The following is a 19169-nucleotide window of genomic DNA, read 5'->3' as shown; positions in this document are numbered from 1 at the left end:
TAATTTATATTTATTCCTCTATTCATTGTACTCATGAAGAAAAGCATGTCCTTCACGTTAGAACATGCTTTCTTCAACTTGTATTTTCAATTTAATACTAACCGTCGTTCCATGCCCTTTTTCACTTTCAATTCGCCACTGTCCATCATGTATATGAACAATTTGTCTGACAATGGCAAGGCCTAAACCTGTTCCACCATGTTGACGACTTCTCGCTTTATCAACGCGGTAAAAACGTTCACCAAGATTTTCTAAATGCTCTGTTTCAATACCGATTCCTGTATCTTTTATGTTTAATTCACAGTAATCATCTATCTGCCTGAGTGTTATCACAATATCCCCATTTTGATTTGTATACCGTATCGCATTATCTAACACGTTATGAAGCACTTGTTGCATACGATCCTCATCAATCATTACAATGATTTCTGGATTTAAATTTGTTGAAATACGAATTTTCTTTTCTATAAACTTAATCTCATACGTATCTAACACATCTTCAATCAGTTGTGAAAAAACGATAGGTTGTTTCTTTAACGGAAAATGTTCACCTTCTAATTGTGCTAAATCTAATAAATCATGAACGAGACGCTGCATACGACCCGCTTCTTTATGAATGAGCTGTGTTACTTTTTCCTGCTGTGGTCCCTTCGCTACACCATCTAAAATAGCTTCACTATATCCTTTTATATAACTAAGCGGTGTTCTTAGTTCATGCGAAACGTTAGCTAAAAATTCCTTACGCTTTACGTCTTCTGTCTCTAAAGAATTTGCCATTTTATTAAATGCTTTTCCTAATCGTCCAATTTCATCTTCGGAAGAAATTGTAATCCGTTCTGAGAAATCTCCCGTAGCCAAATGATTGGCAACTCGTTCCATTTGCGAAAGCGGTCTCGTAATAGCAATAATAATCTTTCTACCAATCCATATTGTCAGTAAAGTCATAGCAAGTGCTAATGGTGCTAAAATAAGGCCCATATCATATATTAAGTCTTTTATACTTTTTAAAGGAATATAAGAATATACAATGCCAACTAACTTTTTATTTTCTAAAACAGGGATGACAACCCCCATAATATTTCGGTCAAAATGTTCCTCATACCCTATCTTTGTCACAGTTTTTCCATCTAATAATGCTTGCCTGTCCCCTTCACTTATAAGAGAATGATGATGCACATCAAAAGGTAAACACGCGCTTAAATCACGCGGATTAGATACGAAAAGAACATCTGAACTAGATATTTGATCAAATGCTCTTACTTTCTCTTCAAAAGTTGCTATTCCTTCACGCTTATCATATTGCGCAGCAAGACGTTTCCCTTCCATTACTAATGAATCTTTTAAATTATCAACGTATAGTTTTTCATACGAGTATAAAGATACAAAATAAAGAAAGGAAACTGTTACACATACTGCACATACTACTGTAAGCCAAAGCTTCTGTACCATCGTAAACATACGTTACACCTCAAATTTATAACCTACACCCCAAACCGTTTGAATGTAGTTTCCACTTTCTCCAAGCTTCAAACGCATCGTTTTCACGTGCGTATCCACTGTTCTTGTACTTCCGGCATAATCATATCCCCATACCTTTTCCAGCAATTGTTCCCGGCTAAATACTTGTCCCGTATGTTGGCAAAGAAAATAGAGTAAATCAAACTCTTTTACTGTAAGAGAAATCGGCTCACCATCAGCCTCAATCTTCCTACTTTTTTCATTAATAAGTATCGGTCCAAACTGAATCTCTTCTTGTTGCTCTTGCTTTGTATAACGTCTTAGCACAGCTTCCATACGAGCAATTAGTTCTCCAGGACTAAAAGGCTTTACAATATAATCATCTGCTCCCATACGCAAGCCGTTCACCCTATTCCACTCTTCACCTTTTGCTGTTAAAAATATAATTGGTACATCCGACGTTTTTCTAATTTCTTTACAAACTGAAAGTCCATCCATCTCTGGCATCATAATATCTAATACAACGAAATCATAATGATCAGTCTCTAATTTTTTTAGAGCCTCTTTTCCATTTTCAGCTTCTCCCCACTCATATCCGAAATTATCTAAGTACATTCCAACAAGCTGCCTCATATCACTTTCATCATCTACAACTAGCACCCTATATTTACTCATTGTCCTTCCCTTCCCTCTCTATGAGTTGAAACGGCCCTTTTCCGACTTTAATTGTTTGTTTTATTTTCAAGCTCTTCATATCCATGACACACACTTCATCACTATCATAGCTTGCTACGTATCCTTCTGCTCCGCTCTTCAAAAATGCAAATGGATTCGATCCTACTTCTACAGAAGCCACCTCTTTATACGTGCTAACATCAAACTTTCTAAGCGTATTCGAACCGTGACTTAATGCATATACATTCTTATTATCCTTCGTTATATTCACAGGCATAAACGGAGCGTGTAAAGAACGTACCATTTCTCCGCTCTGCAATGAATACACTAATACTTTTTCATTGACTTGATTTCCATCACCATGTCCACCAATCCATATTTCTTTCCCATCTGGGCTAATTGTCGCTCCCGTTGATGCTGGGGGAATCATAAAGGATTGTATCACTTCTTTTTTCTTTGTATCAATGGTCGTTAGCTTCGTATCATAAAAGTTTAATACAGATAACTGGTTATCGTGCTCTACCATCGTAATTGGTCCTTTTCCTGTTGATACACTCCCTGTCTCTTTCCCTTTTATCGTAAAGAACCTTACCTTTTGGGCAGTTTGATCGGCAGCAAATAATTGTTTTTTATCCTCGGATACAATCACATTTACAATGCCTTTTCCCGTTTTATATTTGTCCACTTGCCTTCCTTCTGCTAGTGAATATACATACATGTACTCTAACTGCTTGCCATATACAAGTATGTCCTCACCGTTTGGAAGTAGTGCAACTCCTGCCATTGGTTCATTAAGTTCCCATGTCGTAATTAACTTTTTAGTTTTTTCATCAACAAAACTAATACTACCTTCTTTTATATTCGTTGTTATAATAACACTTTTATCTTTAGCAATTGGTGTATATGAACTTCCTTGACACCCTACTAATAGAAATAAAAAACAGAGAAGAAAAACATACTTTCTCAAAAGATTCCCTCCATCTTCGGATGATTTCGTTATAATTGTAAAATAACAAATAAATGTGTGGAAAGTGTGAAATTTTCCTTTCTTACTTCAATTACATATATAATGTACAACAAATAGAATTTGAGGTGTGCAAATTATGCTTTTTCCTGATTTAGCGAATAAAATTGTACTAGAAGTACGCAGATTAATTAAAGAAAATATCATTATCATTAATATACAAGGCGTTATTATCGCAAGTACAGATGTAGAAAGAATCGGCCAATTTCATGAAGGTGCACTCCGATGCGCGAAACAAAAGAAAACTGTCATTATTACAAAAGAAGATGAACGACGTTTGCAAGGCGTAAAGGCGGGTATGAACCTCCCCTTACTATTTCATGACGAAGTAATTGGTGTCATTGGAATTACAGGAGCACCTGAAAACATTTCGCAATACGGAGAAATATTACGTAAAATGACCGAACTACTCATTCATGAAAACTACTTTTTAGAACAACTGGAACTTGAACACCGTTCTTATGAAGCATTTGTCTTTGATTGGCTTCAAAATACCGACTGGTCTCCAAACTTTCTCGATCGCGCAAAAACACTTGGTATTGATTTATATAAGAAGAAACAACTTATTTTGTTCTCTATCGATCAAAATGACACGATGCTTCAGCGTAAGATTTGGCAACACGTACGCAATCTATTAACAAAGGAGCATCTATTTGTTCGTTGGGGAAATGATCGATTCATTTTATTTACAGCCACAAACTCCAAAGAGCAAACGTATCAATTTTTAAAAAGATTAAAACAAGACTGTGAAACTTTGTTTTCTATTCCTTTATATATTGGGATTGGACAATCCGTTACACCAAGCAATATGAACTTATCGTACGAACAAGCATTACAAGCTCTTTCCGTATCACTTGAAACGAAAAAAATTGTATTTAATGAAGATTTACGTTTAGAAATGTGCTTACAAGATATTTCTGCTGAAACGCGGGAACAGTTTCTAAGGCGTACTATCGAAAACTTACTATCATCTCCTGAGCTTATGCACACTTTACGCTTATTTATTGATTATAACCAATCCTATAAACAAACAGCTGAACAATTACATATACACATTAACACATTGCATTACAGACTTAAAAAGATTGAGGAGCATACAGGACTTGATCCGAAACAATTCAAAGACTTAAACATTTTATACTTCTCGCTCCTCTTATTAGATAATCATACAAAAAAGAATGATAAAAAAGATTAATCTTTAGATGATTATACATAGAAAGAATCCCCCAACTTTTTTATCATTATAATGAAAGCACTGTTACAACGTTTTTTATGATGACTAAATACGTTAACAGTTTGAGGGGGATTTCCAATGTTAGAAAAGCAAATTATTCATTCATTCGTATCCATTGTTGGCGAAGATAATGTAGATACATCCAATATGGGGCGTTTAACGTATAGTTATGATGCCACTCCAAACTTCCAAGCAATGCCTGATGCAGTCATTGCGCCTCGTAATACAAATGAAGTAGCTGAAGTGTTAAAAATATGTAACACTCACAAAATTCCTGTATATGTTCGTGGTTCTGGAACAAACCTTTGCGCGGGGACATGTCCACTTGAAGGCGGTATCGTCCTTATCTTCCGCCATATGAATAACATTTTAGAAATTGATGAAGAGAATTTAACAATTACTGTACAAGCTGGTGTAATTACACTTGATATTATTAAAGCGGTAGAAGAAAAAGGTTTATTTTATCCACCAGATCCAAGCTCGATGAAAATTTCTACAATCGGCGGTAACATTAATGAAAACTCAGGTGGATTACGCGGATTAAAATATGGCGTAACACGTGATTATGTGATGGGTCTTGAACTTGTCTTACCAAATGGCGATATTATTCGTACTGGCGGTAAATTAGCAAAAGATGTAGCCGGTTACGATTTAACTCGTTTATTTATCGGTTCTGAAGGAACACTTGGCGTCGTAACAGAAGCAATATTAAAACTTGTTCCTATGCCTGAAACGAAGAAAACGATGCTTGCACTATATGAAGATATTAATGAAGCTGCACGTGCTGTTTCTTCTATTATTGCAAATAAAATCATTCCAGCGACACTTGAGTTTTTAGACCAGCCGACAATTGAAGTAGTAGAAGAGTTTGCACAAATCGGTTTACCAACTGATGTAAAAGCAATTTTATTAATTGAACAAGACGGTCCACCTGAAGTTGTCAATCGAGATATTGAAAAAATGGCTAACGTTTGCCGCTCTATGAATGCAGTCGATGTTCGCATTGCAAAAGATGAAGCGGAAGCAGATGCGCTTCGGACAGCTCGCCGTAGTGCACTATCAGCACTTGCAAGATTAAAACCTACTACAATATTAGAAGATGCAACGGTACCACGCTCACAAATAGCTCCGATGGTTGAAGCTATTAATGCCATTGCAAAAAAATATAATATTCCTATTTGTACATTTGGGCATGCTGGCGATGGCAACCTACACCCAACTTGTATGACAGATGCTCGTAATGAAGAAGAAATGCACCGAGCTGAACAAGCTTTTGCTGAAATATTTGCGAAAGCAATTGAACTTGGTGGCACAATTACTGGTGAACATGGTGTTGGTGCGATGAAAGCTCCTTATTTAGAAATGAAATTAGGTAAAGAAGGTATTGCTGCCATGCAAGGAATTAAACAAGCCTTCGATCCAAATAACATTATGAACCCTGGCAAGATGTTCGCGAAAGACACTCGCAAAAGAGTGGTGGTTGAGCGATGACAACATTAAATAAAGAAAACATTCAAAAAGAATTTAAAGAAAGATTAAGTGAAGATGAACTACTAAACTGTATGCGATGCGGTTTCTGTTTACCTACTTGTCCTACTTACATTCAATCTGGATATAAAGAATCACATTCACCACGAGGACGTATTGCATTAATGAAAGCGGTCGTTGACGGTTTAATTGAACCAGATGAAGATGTTGAAAATACATTGAATGTTTGCCTTGGCTGCCGTGCTTGTGAACCTGTTTGTCCATCAGGTGTAAATTACGGACATTTATTAGAAGAAGCTCGTGATATTATAAATCAAAACAAAAAGTTCTCGGTGCCAGTGAGAGCCGTTCGTAAAGTCGTTTTTGAAGGGCTCTTCCCGCATCAAAATCGAATGAGAACATTAACAGGGTTAATCGGATTTTACCAACGTTCTGGTTTACAAACACTAACACATAAAATGGGTATTATGAAGTTATTCCCTGAAACACTTGCAACAATGGATCTCGTTTTACCAAAAGTCCCTAAAATGAAAGCAATGAAAGATCGTCCTGCATTTTTACCTGCTGAAAGTACAAAAAAGAAACAAGTTGCATTCTTCACAGGCTGTTTAATGGATACGATGTTTTTAGAAACAAATAACGCAACGATGAAACTTCTTCAGTTAGCTGGTTGTGATATCGTTATTCCGAAAACACAAAGTTGCTGCGGTGCATTACATGGGCATGCTGGTGAAAAGAGCGGAGCGAAAGAATTAGCGAAACGAAATATAAAAGCATTCGAAGATTTAAATATCGACTATATTATTACGAATGCAGGTGGTTGCGGCGCTTACCTCGTAGACTACGATTATCTTTTAAAAGATGATCCACAGTGGGCTGAACGCGCAAAGCAGTTTGTTTCTAAAATTAAAGATATTACTGCTATTCTAGTAGAACTAGATTTCCATAAACGAAATGACTTACGACTTCCATCGCAAATTATTACGTATCAAGACTCTTGTCATTTACGCAATGTTATGCGAACATCTTCAGAACCTCGTATGTTACTAGAAGCAATTCAAGGCGCAACATATCGTGAAATGAAAGATGCGGATCGCTGCTGTGGTTCTGCTGGTATTTACAATATTGTTCATTCAGAACTATCCATGGAATTTCTAGATTATAAAATGGACCGTGTACATGAAACAGAAGCAGCAACTATTGTTACTGCAAATCCAGGTTGTCTACTACAAATGAAATTAGGCATTGAACGAGAAGGACTTTCTCATAAAATGAGAGGAATTCACATTGTAGATTTATTATTAGAAGCAATTGAAACCAACTCGTAATAACTCGTAACATACGTAATAATAGGAAAACGGCTATCTCCTTCGTCTATGTAAAGAGATAGCCGCTTTTTTGTCCGCTACAATATTAAAAATATGTTACTTTATTATAAAAAAGAACAACAGATACATTACAGTTTTGTAAAAATCAATCCAGTATATTCCTAAAAAAAACTCTCAAACCATTGATACAATAGGATTCTTCATTTTCCGTTTAGGTAAATTCATCCAAAATACCCCTCTTAAAACCAAGTATAAAAATGCTGAAAATTCCTTTTATACTCTATGTTTCTCTTATTTTTCCTCTTTTCCCCTCTTAGGATAAATTAGGTAAATTTTAAGTCTATGAATTTTTTTCCATCTTTTTTCTCACAAAATCTATGCTACGATGAATTTGTCAGTCAGACAGGCTGTCAAAAACAAATCGTGTGAAAACAAATTAAAACTTTATATAGGGGGACACACATCATGAAAAAGCGTGTTTTATTATCTGTAGCTGCTGCGACGGCTCTTACTTTAGGAGTATCTTCTCTAGATGCACAAGCTGCAACAGTACAACCATCTAACGTAAAGGTTCAAAATATTCAGCATTCAAAAGTGATGATGAAGCAAATGAGCCAACAAGAATTACAAGCATTCTTACAATCTATGGGCGTGGAATCATTAGCACAATGGCAACAAGGAAACTTCCAACCAAATTGCATTATTCCTGGTCAACAACCAACTGAAAATGTTGTAACTGAGCAACCAACAGCTAAGCCAGAAACTCAAAAGCCTGCTGAGCAAAAACCAGTTGAACAAAAGCCTGCTGAAGAAGTTCAAAAACCAGAAGCTCAAAAACCTGCTGAAAACAACAATACTCAAAAACCAGCTGAACAAAAACCTGCTGAGCAAAAGCCTGCTGAAGAAGCAAAATCTTTAAGCGAATTCGAACAACGTGTTGTTGAATTAACAAACGCTGAACGTGCAAAACAAGGCTTACCAGCACTAAAAATCGATACTGAATTAAGCAAAGTAGCACGTGTTAAATCTGAAGATATGCAGAAGAATAACTACTTTGATCATAACAGCCCTACATACGGGTCTCCGTTTGACATGATGAAGAAATTTGGTATTTCTTATACATCTGCAGGTGAAAACATCGCTCAAGGCCAACGTACACCTGAAGAGGTAGTACAAGCTTGGATGAACAGTGCTGGACACCGTGCAAACATCTTAAATAACGGCTTCACTCACATCGGTGTTGGCTATGTAGAAAGCGGCAACTACTGGACACAACAATTTATTACGAAGTAAATAGATTAAAAAAGTCTTCTCATAATGAGAAGACTCTTTTTATGTTTCATAACTTTCTATTATGTATGAGTATAAAATGTAAAACATGAACAAAATAGAACCACTACTTATTACACTAAGTAATACATAAAACCCCCACTTCAAGTTCAAAAATAATGAAAATAATATACTACATGCCATCATTTGAAAAATCCGCCTACTCACTAAACGGATCTTTTGTAATTTGATTGGGTCTTTTTCCGTACTCTGAACTTGTTTAAACAACTTACTAAGCATAAAAAGAAACATACTAATCCCAATTGTTAGTCCTGTTTGAAAGGATATCATACTTCCAAAATTAATAAAGAGAATGAGCATATGGATAAACAACATAAATAAAGTAATCGTCTTTAGAAATCCACTTATAATGACATGCTCGCCTTCATTAAACTTATATATATTATGTGAAATAATATACATCAACCCATGTAAAAAAATAAGAAAAAAAGGAATAAATGCTATAACAACTTGTTTACTCATAAAATCGTTCGGCCCACCATTTTCATCCCAATGTACAGCCATCTCATTTGGTAAATATGGATAGAGGCATAGAGTAACTAAAAGACAAACGAAAAATATTCCTAGTATGTATTTATATTTGACCAAGCAATTCTCACCTCTCTTTTCTCTTAACGGCTTCGCTTCTTTTAGAGAAATTCCTGCAAGAATCTACTTTTCTCAAATTTAAACTTAAACTTTACGCATTCATTCTTTGAAATTCTTTCATTGTATCATTTAATTTTGCAGGGAATGGTACATCCACTTCGATCTCTTCTTTCGTAATTGGATGTAAGAAGTTTATCTTCATCGCATGTAATGCTTGCCTGGACATATATTGCGTTTGCCCACCATATAATACATCCCCAACTAATGGATTACCATGATAGCTCATATGAACACGAATTTGATGGGTTCTACCTGTCTCTAATTGTAACGTTACGAACGTAACATTTTGGTTTTTAAAATACTTCTCTACTTTATAAAATGTGATAGCTTGATCTCCCTTTGGAGAAACACGTCGTCTCGTCGCATGATGACGATCTCTTCCAATAGCTGCGTCAATTGTTCCTTGCTTACCTTTTACTTTCCCTTCCACAAGCGCCGCATATGTTCTTTTAATTTTTCGTTCCATTAATAAACGATCCATAATTGCACCAGCAATTCTATGCTTAGCAAACAAGACACCACCTGTCGTATCTTTATCTAACCGATGAATATGACGAACCTTCGTCTCTAAACCTTGCATTTGAAAATGAAAAGCAACAAGGTTTGCAAGTGTTCCCATCCCGCCTTTTTCCGCAGGATGCGTATCCATCTTCTCAGGCTTATTTACGATGAGTACGTGATCGTCTTCATATACTACATCTAATTCACCATATTCAGGATCTACATCGTATTCTTCTTCCATAAACATATGCACTTGTAACTTATCGCCTTCTTTTAAAAGCTCATTCCATCTTCTCTGTTCTCCGTTAACGGTAATACCTTTTTCCATACGAAGCTGATGTAACAACTTTTTCGGTATTTCCCATTCTATTTTTAATAACGAATCAATACTTATGCCATTCCATTTCGCTGGAACAGTAATTTCGCACCATTCGCCCTTCTTCTTCGTTTCCATACTGTATCACCTTATTTCTATTGATTCTCTCATTGTAACGGAAAACACAATTTGATGCACCGTCAAAAATAGAGGCCAGTCTTATAGTAGACTGGCCCCCTCACGCTCTACGCCGTTTCATTTCCTGCAATACTTCTTCCGCTTTTTGCTCATACGATAAATCTTTAAAGAAATCCGCCAATCTTTTATAATCATTATACGTATCTAATAAGTCATCAATTTTTTCTACTTTCATCACTTGTTGTTTTTGCTTCATTTTTACTGGATAACGATAGCCCGATACCTCTTGTATTTTGTAATACTCATCCTCTACTTGAATGACCTTTACAAGTTCCTCCTCTTCCGCATCCATCGTATACCCATCAAAATCTCTAAGTAATTCATAAATGATATGAGTCCATTCATCTTTTGGATAATATCCTTTTTCTAACCGATAACCGACAATGCGATACATATGCCCATCGTTTTCTGCAAACTGTACTGTATCATTTAGCTTAAACTTAAAATAACGAAACATTGCCTTCACCTACTTATATGTAATGTTCTTATCACATACTATTTGCAAAATGTAGGTCTTGCTATTCATAAAAAAATACTCATCTATAAGATGAGTATTTTTTACGATGATTTTTCTCTTTTCTTTCGGAATGGTAACCACCAGTTCCAATCTCCAAACAGTTTCATTAAACTTGGTACAAGCATAAGACGAATAATTGTTGCATCAAGGAATATTGCTAATGCAACACCAAGCCCCATTTGCCGTACTGGTAAAATATCAGTAAAGGCGAACGCACCTGTTACAACAATCATAATTAACGCAGCTGATGTAATGATCCTACTTGTTGACACAAGTCCTTCTAACGTTGCTTGATCATTATCTCCTGTTTCTTCATATAACTCATGAATACGTGAAATAAGAAAAACTTCATAATCCATACTAAGCCCAAATACGAGACCAAAAATAAAGATTGGTAAGACAAATAGAACAGGACTCTCTTCTAAACCAAAATGCCCACCTTCAAATAACCAAACAACAATTCCAATTGTTGCGCTTAAACTAAGTATATTCATAATAATCGCCTTAATTGGAATGAGTATAGATCGGAATGCAAATAATAATATAACAAAGGTCGATCCAAATATAACAGACATACCAATTGCAACTTTATCTTTAATTTCATCTTCTAACTCTTGTTGGAACGTCGTCATCCCGCCTAAATAATACGTAACATCTGTTTCTTTATAATTTTGTTTAAAATCACGAACCCACTGTTTAGCAGTTTCAGTACGTGGTTTTGTTTTCAAAAAGATTTCTATCGTCGTCTTATTTCCTTTCGTATACGCTTCAAATATAGGAGCTAGTTTCGCCGCTTCTGGCGACTCTAACATTCCAGCAACTTGATCTGCTTTCATACGAGTTAACGCGTCGTATAAGCTTCTAACTTCATATACTTTCTTATCATCTTTTAACTTTTGAACGACTTCTTCTATCTTTTGTAAACTTTCTTTTTCTTTCATATCTTTTTTCGTCTCTACCACTAACGTAACATCAGCATGTTTTTTTGCAGTTTTATTAAATGCCTCTTCGTACTTCTCATATGCAATTCTTGTATCACTTTGTTTAGGTAGAGCTTCTACGTCAGGGAACTGCAAATTAGCTGTACGTAACGGTAATAAGCAAATAACAATAAATGTTGTAACAACAATAATCATTGCGATTGGATGTTTCATTACAAATTGCGCAAATTTACGCCACGCCTTTGCCGGCGTATGTGCTACTTGATTCTTTTTTAATATTCGTTTCCCAATTAATGATAATAGCGCTGGAAGAAGTGTGAGTGAGAATAAAATACTCATAATCACAACAATCATTCCGCTAATTGCGACAGACTGAATATAATCGATTTTAAAGAAAAACAAGCCGGATAATCCAACAAATACACATAATCCTGAAAATACGATAGCGCGCCCTGCTGTTTGATATGTAATTGCTATCGCTTCTTTTACCGCTCGCTTTGCAACTTCCTCTCGAAAGCGATTTACAAATAATAGTGCAAAATCAATAGATAGTGCAAGTCCAATCATCGGTGCAACATTTAACACAAAGATAGATAGTTCCTTATCGCTACCTATAAAGTATAATATGCCCATCGTACTAATAACACTAAGTGCCCCATTTACAATTGGTAAAATAGATGCCAAAAGACTACCAAATGAAAATAGTAATACGAGAAATGCAATTGGTAACCCAATCATCTCTGCTACTTTCAAATCATTTTGCGTTCTTTCATTAATCTCTTGATTAATTTTTGGAAACCCTGTAGGCGTTACTTTTAATGCGGCATTACTTTCCTTTTCGATTTTATCAGCAAATTGCAATGTCTTTTCCATTCGTTCTTTATTTGTTTTCCCGGAAAATAAAATTGTCGCATAGCCGATATCATCTTGTAACATTTCTTTATTTTGCACTGGGTGATGGAAAGATTCATATGTCTCTTTCTCTTGTATATTCTTTACAATTCCCTCTACTTGCTTTTGAAATTCCTCATGTGAAACACCCTTATTTTTTTCAAAAACGAGTAGAAGTGTGTCTTGAGACCTCTTAAAATCTTTATCTAAAATTTCTTTCGTTTTTTGATAGTCCCCTTCCGTTTGGAAACCATCACCGCCTAATACTCCCGGCAGCTTTGGAGCGAAAATACCGAGTGCGATCGCAACCAATAGTAATGCTACAATTACTGTATAACGAAACTGATACAAAAAAGCTCCTAATTTCCCCCACTTATCTACTTTATGTACATTTGTTTTCACACATTTTCACCTACTTTAAATAATTCAATTGTCATTTATACTGTATCACATCTTCGTACAAACAAAAAACGTCTGGAAACACTATAATGATAGTTTTTCCAGACGTTTTTTATCTCTCTTTATTAAGTCCCCATCTCTTGGTAAGTAAACGATGGCAGTAAATCGCCATAATTAACAAAATACCACCTACGCAATAACCAGCTAAAATATCAGTTGGATAATGTACATTTAAAATAACTCTACTTAATCCAATCGATACAATTACAATTCCCATCAAAATCGTTATAACATATTTTCCAGTTACACTCTTCAAATTTGCCGCAATAATATAAGTAAGAAACCCGAATGTCATAATAGATAACATTGCATGTCCACTAGGGAAGCTATACCCAAGCGCATCCAACGTTTCATTTAACGATGGGCGCTCCCTTTTCACAATTTCTTTTATCCCTTTATTAACAAGATGTGTTATTAAAATGCCCATTGGATACACGATCATCGCAGCATAATAACGTTTTCTCCAAAAAACAAATAAACTTATAGCCAGCGTAGTTACGATCCCGATAGCAGAACCTAATTTTGTATAGTGTGAGAAAAATGTAAGCGAACCTTCTGTTTGTAATCCTTTTACTAATGCTCGGACATATGTATCCATCACTGTAACGCCACCCGCATGTACGCGCCAAGCAACAATGCCAAATACAGCAAGTAATAAAACGATACATACTACCTCATATTGATGCAACTTCTTTTTCAAGCGATTTCCTCCTACTATGAAAAAATGCGATTTCTATTTTAGAAACCGCATTTCCTTACTTATTTACCTTTTGTTTTTAACTCTGTCCAGTAACGATCATAGTCTTTTAGCTTATCGTCTACATCAACAAGCCATTCTGTACGATCTAATTCTTCTTTCGTTAAGAAGATCATATGATTATCACGATATTCTTTACTATGAAGAGGATGAGCTTTTTCATTAGGATTACTGTATCCAATTGACTCGTAGTTTTTCACACTTACTTTTTCATCTAATAAGTAGTTCATAAACTTCTCTGCAAGCTCTTTGTTTTTCGCACCTTTTGGAATTGCTAACGTATCAGCCCAAATTGTGCCGCCTTCCTTTGGTACAACGTACTCTACATCTTTATTATCTTTTGCGATAAATGCTGCATCTCCAGACCAAACTGTTCCGATCCAAGCATCTTCTGTAATGAATTTTTGTTTAATATTATCTGTATCAAATGCTAATAAGTTTGGAAGCAGCTTCTTTAAATCATCTGCTGCTGTCTTTAACTGTGTATCGTCTTTCGTGCTGTTTGAGAATCCATGCTTCTTAAGACCCATACCTAATACTTCACGAGAATCATTTAATAAAGTTACATGCCCTTTATATTTCTCATTCCATAGGTCAGCCCAGCTTGTAGGAGCTTCTTTCACATACTTTTTATTGTATGCAATACCTGTTACGCCCCAAGTATATACTAAAGAATATTTATTCTCCGGATCAAACGCCGGTGTTTTGAAGTTAGAAACCATATTTTCGATATTCGGGATATTCTTTTTGTCTAACGGCGCTAATAAATCCATTTTCGCCATTGTTTTAACCATGTAATCAGACGGCTGAATTAAATCATACTTCGCGCCACCTGCTTGTAATTTCGCAAGCATTTCTTCATTACTTGCATACTTATCATAGTTAATTTTCACGTTATATTTCTTTTCAAAATCTCTTAGCACTTGCTCATCAAAATTGTCAGCCCAGCTATAAATGTTTAACTCTTCTTTCTTTTCACCACAACCAGCAAGTACACCAGCAACAAGGCTAAAGCTAATTGCTGCGCCGGCTAATCTTTTCATTAATTTCATCGGTTTATTACCTCCTCGTACTTTCTATATTGTTCGTATTATAAAGGAAGGTGTCCTCCAGAGTTTTCTTCACCATCTGCACCTTTGTTACGGAAGATTTCAGATAGAACCATTAATCCTACGATAGCCACAATTAAAATTGTAGAAAGTGCATTAATTTCTGGTGATACTCCGCGCTTAACCATACTGTAAATGTATAATGGCAATGTTGTTGATCCTGGTCCTGATACAAAGAAACTAATTACAAAATCATCAATTGATAATGTGAATGTTAATAATGCGGCTGAAATAACCCCTGGTGCAATTGCTGGGAACGTTACATAACGAAACGTTTGCCACGGCGTTGCTCCTAAATCATTCGCAGCCTCTTCTAAATCACGTCCCATACCAGAAAGACGCGCTGCTAAAATAACGACAACAAATGAAATACTAAACGTAATGTGCGCAATAATAATTGTTGTTTTGCCAAGTTCCATACCTAATTGACTAAATAAGATAAGTAAAGATAATCCCATTAAAATATCAGGAATTAAAATTGGTAAATACACAAGACCGTTAATAGCCCCTTCATAACGATATTTATAACGATGTAATGCAATCGCGAAAATCACACCAAGAACTGTCGTTACAACCGTCGTTACGATCGCAATCGTCATACTATTTACAAACGCATCAATAACATCTTGCTTTTGAAATAAATCTGTATACCAATGGAATGTAAAACCTTCCCATTCCGCATTAATGCGAGAATCATTGAAGGAATATACCATTAAAACCATCATTGGAAAATACAAGAACAATAAAATTAACCAAGAATAAGAAACTAAAAACTTCTTCATCTTTGCCTATTCCCCTCCGTTCCCATCATATTTATATACTTTCGTTGCACGATAATATAAGTAAATTAACAGAACAGAGAATAGAACAACAATCATAGATAACGCAGATCCAAACGGCCAGTCACGCGCTCCTAAGAATTGATTTTGAATTACGTTTCCAATTAACGCTACTTTCGATCCACCCATAACGTCTGATACAACAAACATTCCGATAGAAGAAACAAACACTAAAATAGAACCAGTAGCAATCCCTGACATCGTCATTGGTACTGTTACATTCCAAAATGCCTTTGCTGGTGTTGCTCCTAAATCATAAGCTGCTTCTAGCTTACGCTTATCAAGCTGCTCAATCGCTGCATACACCGGTAAAATCATAAATGGTAATAAAGAATAGACCATTCCGAGTATTACAGAAGGTGTGTTATATAGTAAATTTAAAGGTTCACTTATAATACCTAGTTTCAATAGCAATGTGTTTACAAGACCTTGTGAACGTAAAATAACAATCCATGCGTATGAACGAACAAGGAAGTTAATCCAAAACGGGATCGTTGCCAATAATAAAAGAATTGAGCGGTATTTGCGATCAACAATTGTAATTGTATAAGCAAATGGATAACCAATTACTAAACAGATTACTGTTGTAATAACTGCAATCTTAACAGTTTCCCATAACGTTCCCATGTATAGTGGATCAAACACACGAGCTATATTCTCTAACGTAAATTGCATTTCCACTGTCCCATATGCCCCGCGCTGCATAAAGGCAAATGCCAATACAAACAGAAGGGGAATTAGGAAGAAGATTAACAGCCACGCGACTGTCGGTAGTGCGAGTAATTTCCCTTTTTTCAATTTAAGGTCACCTCGTCCTCTTGCTCCCAGCCTACGTATACATTATCTCCAATGCTCCACTGCGCTGCTTCTTCAGCAGTTTGATATGCCATTAGTAATTCTGATGTTTTCTCGTCACGTACATACAGCTTTTCCATATTTCCAACAAACTCAACGTCTTCAATATGTCCAAGATGGTATTCTTTTAAAATCGGCTCTTCAACCGAACGTACTTTTACGTTTTCAGGGCGAATTGCTACATAGCCTTCCCCGTTTTTCACAATATTATTTTCACCGATAAATGTCGCAACGAACATTGTTTTCGGCTTATTGTAAATTTCTTTCGGCGTTCCAATTTGTTCAATATGTCCTTTATTCATAACGACAATACGATCACTCATGCTCATCGCTTCTTCTTGATCGTGCGTTACGTATATGAATGTAATTCCTAAATTACGTTGTAAGTTTTTCAATTCACGTTGCAAATCTTTTCTTAACTTAAAGTCTAACGCCCCAAGTGGCTCATCTAGTAATAATACACGCGGGTTATTTACAATCGCTCTCGCAATTGCTACACGCTGCTGCTGTCCACCAGAAAGCTTTGCAGGTTTACGATTACGGAACTCAAGTAACTGCGTTAAACGCATTGCCTCTTCAGCACGCTCTTTCTGCTCTGCTGCCGGTACTTTCTGCATTTTCATACCGAAACAAATATTTTTCTCCACATTCATATGTGGGAATAGCGCATAATGTTGGAACACTAAGTTCATATGACGCTTATATGGTGGCAAATCGTTAATCTTTTCATCATCTAATAAAAGATTCCCTTTAGTTGGCGTTTCAAAGCCTGCGATCATGCGAAGTAACGTTGTTTTCCCGCAACCACTCGGCCCTAAAATCGTTAAAAATTCCCCTTCTTTAATGTCTAAAGAAAGAGGTGGGATAATCACTTGATTTCCAAAATGTTTTTCTACTGCTTCAACTTTAATAATCTTTTTCATTTTCCCGTCCTATCTACCTTAAATTTTAATTTTTATATTCATGAATAAATATTTATGTTCTATAGACTATTTTTTGTTTCGATCCAAACAAAAATGGTTGTTTAGCGTTCTCTTCTATTCTTTATGTAGTATGTTTGATTCATTTTTGCATGATACATATGTCGAACAGAAAAACCCCTTCCATTACGAAGGGGCTATTATCATACGGCTACGCCTACTGATAAACACCATCATCATTTTAACAACTTTCGTATGAATTTTAAAGCACTTTTTGTAGAAGAGTAACGAATTTTCATATCGAATGCCGTAGATTGGGCTAAAATGCTTTTATAATGTGAAAAAGTCCGAAAACTTTCTTCCCCATGATAACTACCTAATCCACTACTTCCAACACCACCAAAAGGTAAATATGGCGTTGCAAGATGATAGACAACATCATTAATACAGCCTCCGCCATATGAAATATTACTTGTCACTTTCTTTTGTACTTCTTTATCTTCAGAAAATACATATAACGCTAATGGCTTCGGATGTTGCTGAATTGTTCCAATTACCTCTTCTATGTTGTCGTATTCTACAATTGGTAAGATCGGACCAAAAATTTCATCTTCCATAACAGTACTTTGCCATGTAACATTTGTTAACACTGTTGGTTCTATATGTAAAGTTTCTTTTTTATAGTTCCCGCCGATTACCGTTTTACCATCTTTCAAAAATGAACATAAACGTTCAAAATGACGTTCAGTCACAATTCGTACATAATTGTCATTGTTTAGTGGATCTTTTCCATACTGCTCCGCAATTTCGTGTCGTAATGCCTCGATTAACTGTTCTTTCACCGAAGCATGCACATACATATAATCAGGCGCTACACACGTTTGCCCTGCATTTAAAAACTTACCCCAAACAATTCGTCTTGCTGTTACATCTATTTTTGCATCTTTATGTACAATACATGGGCTTTTTCCCCCAAGTTCTAACGTGAGTGGCGTCAACCGTTTCGCTGCTGCTTCCATCACAACTTTTCCAACACCGACACTACCTGTAAAGAAAATATAATCAAACGGTTCCTTTAACAATTCCGTACTCTTTTCTACACCGCCTTCTACTACCGCTACAAGCTCTTCTTGGAATAATTCCTCTAACATCCTCGTAAGTACTTTGGAAACGTTTGGCGTTAGCTCTGACGGCTTTAAAACAATTGTATTTCCAGCCGCCAACGCTCCTACAAGAGGTGCAATTGCTAATTGAAACGGATAGTTCCACGGTGCAATAATAAGTGTCACACCGTACGGTTCAGGAACTACTTTCCCCTTTGATCCAAAATGAGTGAGTGCTGTTCGAACCCGCTTCGGTTTACTCCACGATGAAATATGCTTCAATTGAAAGGAAATTTCTTTTAATACATATCCAACTTCCGTTGTAAACGACTCATGAACTGACTTATTTAAATCTAATTTCAATGCCTGAAATATTTCTTCTTCAAAACGCTGAATGCCTTCATAAAGCTTCTTCAAATTATTCTTTCTCACTTCTACACTTCTCGTATGGCCATTATAAAAATATGCTTTTTGTTTATTTACAATAGAAGAAACACTCATTCGTTCACCTTCTCCCACTATTTTTATCCAATTCTTTCATTATTTATATAGACTTCA

At 35.9% G+C, this 19169-nt stretch carries 17 protein-coding genes; 4 read left to right on the top strand and 13 right to left on the bottom strand.

All coding sequences use genetic code 11. The annotated features are described in order from the left end of the window. Positions 1-57: 57 nt before the first annotated feature. The 3 genes from ACSG5Z_RS19165 to ACSG5Z_RS19155 are packed head-to-tail and all read right to left on the bottom strand — an operon-like array spanning position 58 to position 3100. Complete coding sequence (locus ACSG5Z_RS19165; protein WP_000494801.1) at positions 58-1458, bottom strand: sensor histidine kinase; 1401 nt, start codon at positions 1456-1458, stop codon at positions 58-60. Between the two features lie 3 nt (positions 1459-1461). Further along, the gene (locus ACSG5Z_RS19160) at positions 1462-2133 is read right to left on the bottom strand and encodes a response regulator transcription factor (protein WP_000049878.1); all 672 of its coding nucleotides are present in this window, start codon (positions 2131-2133) and stop codon (positions 1462-1464) included. Beyond that, positions 2126-3100 (bottom strand): YncE family protein, encoded by a 975-nt coding sequence (locus tag ACSG5Z_RS19155; RefSeq protein ID WP_001234162.1) that lies wholly within the window; start codon positions 3098-3100, stop codon positions 2126-2128. The genes ACSG5Z_RS19160 and ACSG5Z_RS19155 overlap by 8 nt, the downstream gene beginning before the upstream one ends. A gap of 136 nt (positions 3101-3236) precedes the next feature. Here ACSG5Z_RS19155 and ACSG5Z_RS19150 point away from each other — a divergent pair, with 136 nt between their 5' ends. From ACSG5Z_RS19150 to ACSG5Z_RS19135, 4 genes are all read left to right on the top strand, one after another. Further along, complete coding sequence (locus tag ACSG5Z_RS19150) at positions 3237-4352, top strand: PucR family transcriptional regulator (RefSeq protein WP_435711975.1); 1116 nt, start codon at positions 3237-3239, stop codon at positions 4350-4352. 117 nt (positions 4353-4469) lie between these two features. After that, positions 4470-5882, top strand: coding sequence for a glycolate oxidase subunit GlcD (glcD, locus tag ACSG5Z_RS19145; protein WP_046957068.1), 1413 nt, complete (start codon positions 4470-4472; stop codon positions 5880-5882). After that, the gene (locus tag ACSG5Z_RS19140) at positions 5879-7207 is read left to right on the top strand and encodes a (Fe-S)-binding protein (RefSeq protein WP_097890405.1); all 1329 of its coding nucleotides are present in this window, start codon (positions 5879-5881) and stop codon (positions 7205-7207) included. Before glcD ends, ACSG5Z_RS19140 begins: the two co-directional genes overlap by 4 nt. A 465-nt stretch (positions 7208-7672) precedes the next feature. Further along, the gene (locus tag ACSG5Z_RS19135; protein ID WP_000747605.1) at positions 7673-8500 is read left to right on the top strand and encodes a CAP domain-containing protein; all 828 of its coding nucleotides are present in this window, start codon (positions 7673-7675) and stop codon (positions 8498-8500) included. Positions 8501-8539: 39 nt separating this feature from the next. Here ACSG5Z_RS19135 and ACSG5Z_RS19130 read toward each other — a convergent pair whose 3' ends face one another. The 10 genes from ACSG5Z_RS19130 to ACSG5Z_RS19085 form a co-directional block, all read right to left on the bottom strand. Continuing rightward, a complete protein-coding gene (locus ACSG5Z_RS19130) occupies positions 8540-9145 on the bottom strand; it encodes a DUF1648 domain-containing protein (protein ID WP_060489453.1) in 606 nt (201 codons plus the stop codon). A 91-nt stretch (positions 9146-9236) separates the two neighbouring features. After that, positions 9237-10160 carry an RluA family pseudouridine synthase gene (locus tag ACSG5Z_RS19125; RefSeq protein WP_137012001.1) on the bottom strand — a complete coding sequence of 308 codons (924 nt, stop codon included), beginning with the start codon at positions 10158-10160 and terminating at the stop codon, positions 9237-9239. Positions 10161-10260: 100 nt separating this feature from the next. Next, entirely contained in the window at positions 10261-10677 is a 417-nt protein-coding gene (locus ACSG5Z_RS19120) for a YodN-related protein (RefSeq protein WP_060489448.1), read from the bottom strand. Positions 10678-10778: 101 nt separating this feature from the next. Beyond that, positions 10779-12971 carry an MMPL family transporter gene (locus ACSG5Z_RS19115; RefSeq protein WP_087984790.1) on the bottom strand — a complete coding sequence of 731 codons (2193 nt, stop codon included), beginning with the start codon at positions 12969-12971 and terminating at the stop codon, positions 10779-10781. Positions 12972-13080: 109 nt separating this feature from the next. Further along, positions 13081-13728, bottom strand: a complete 648-nt coding sequence (locus tag ACSG5Z_RS19110; protein ID WP_435711974.1) for a phosphatase PAP2 family protein — start codon at positions 13726-13728, stop codon at positions 13081-13083. 59 nt (positions 13729-13787) lie between these two features. Beyond that, positions 13788-14837 (bottom strand): spermidine/putrescine ABC transporter substrate-binding protein PotD, encoded by a 1050-nt coding sequence (gene potD / locus ACSG5Z_RS19105; RefSeq protein ID WP_000772499.1) that lies wholly within the window; start codon positions 14835-14837, stop codon positions 13788-13790. A gap of 38 nt (positions 14838-14875) precedes the next feature. Continuing rightward, entirely contained in the window at positions 14876-15676 is an 801-nt protein-coding gene (gene potC / locus ACSG5Z_RS19100; protein ID WP_000714201.1) for a spermidine/putrescine ABC transporter permease PotC, read from the bottom strand. 6 nt (positions 15677-15682) lie between these two features. Beyond that, on the bottom strand, positions 15683-16531 hold the full coding sequence (potB, locus tag ACSG5Z_RS19095; RefSeq protein ID WP_000715495.1) for a spermidine/putrescine ABC transporter permease PotB: 849 nt from the start codon (positions 16529-16531) through the stop codon (positions 15683-15685). Continuing rightward, positions 16528-17511, bottom strand: coding sequence for a spermidine/putrescine ABC transporter ATP-binding protein PotA (gene potA / locus ACSG5Z_RS19090; RefSeq protein ID WP_000720323.1), 984 nt, complete (start codon positions 17509-17511; stop codon positions 16528-16530). Before potA ends, potB begins: the two co-directional genes overlap by 4 nt. Positions 17512-17744: 233 nt before the next feature. Beyond that, the gene (locus tag ACSG5Z_RS19085; RefSeq protein WP_435711973.1) at positions 17745-19130 is read right to left on the bottom strand and encodes an aldehyde dehydrogenase; all 1386 of its coding nucleotides are present in this window, start codon (positions 19128-19130) and stop codon (positions 17745-17747) included. Between the last annotated feature and the right edge of the window lie 39 nt (positions 19131-19169).

It is taken from the genome of Bacillus pretiosus, assembly GCF_051294775.1.
Taxonomy (GTDB): domain Bacteria; phylum Bacillota; class Bacilli; order Bacillales; family Bacillaceae_G; genus Bacillus_A; species Bacillus_A wiedmannii.
This window is presented reverse-complemented; position numbering and strand designations above follow the sequence as displayed.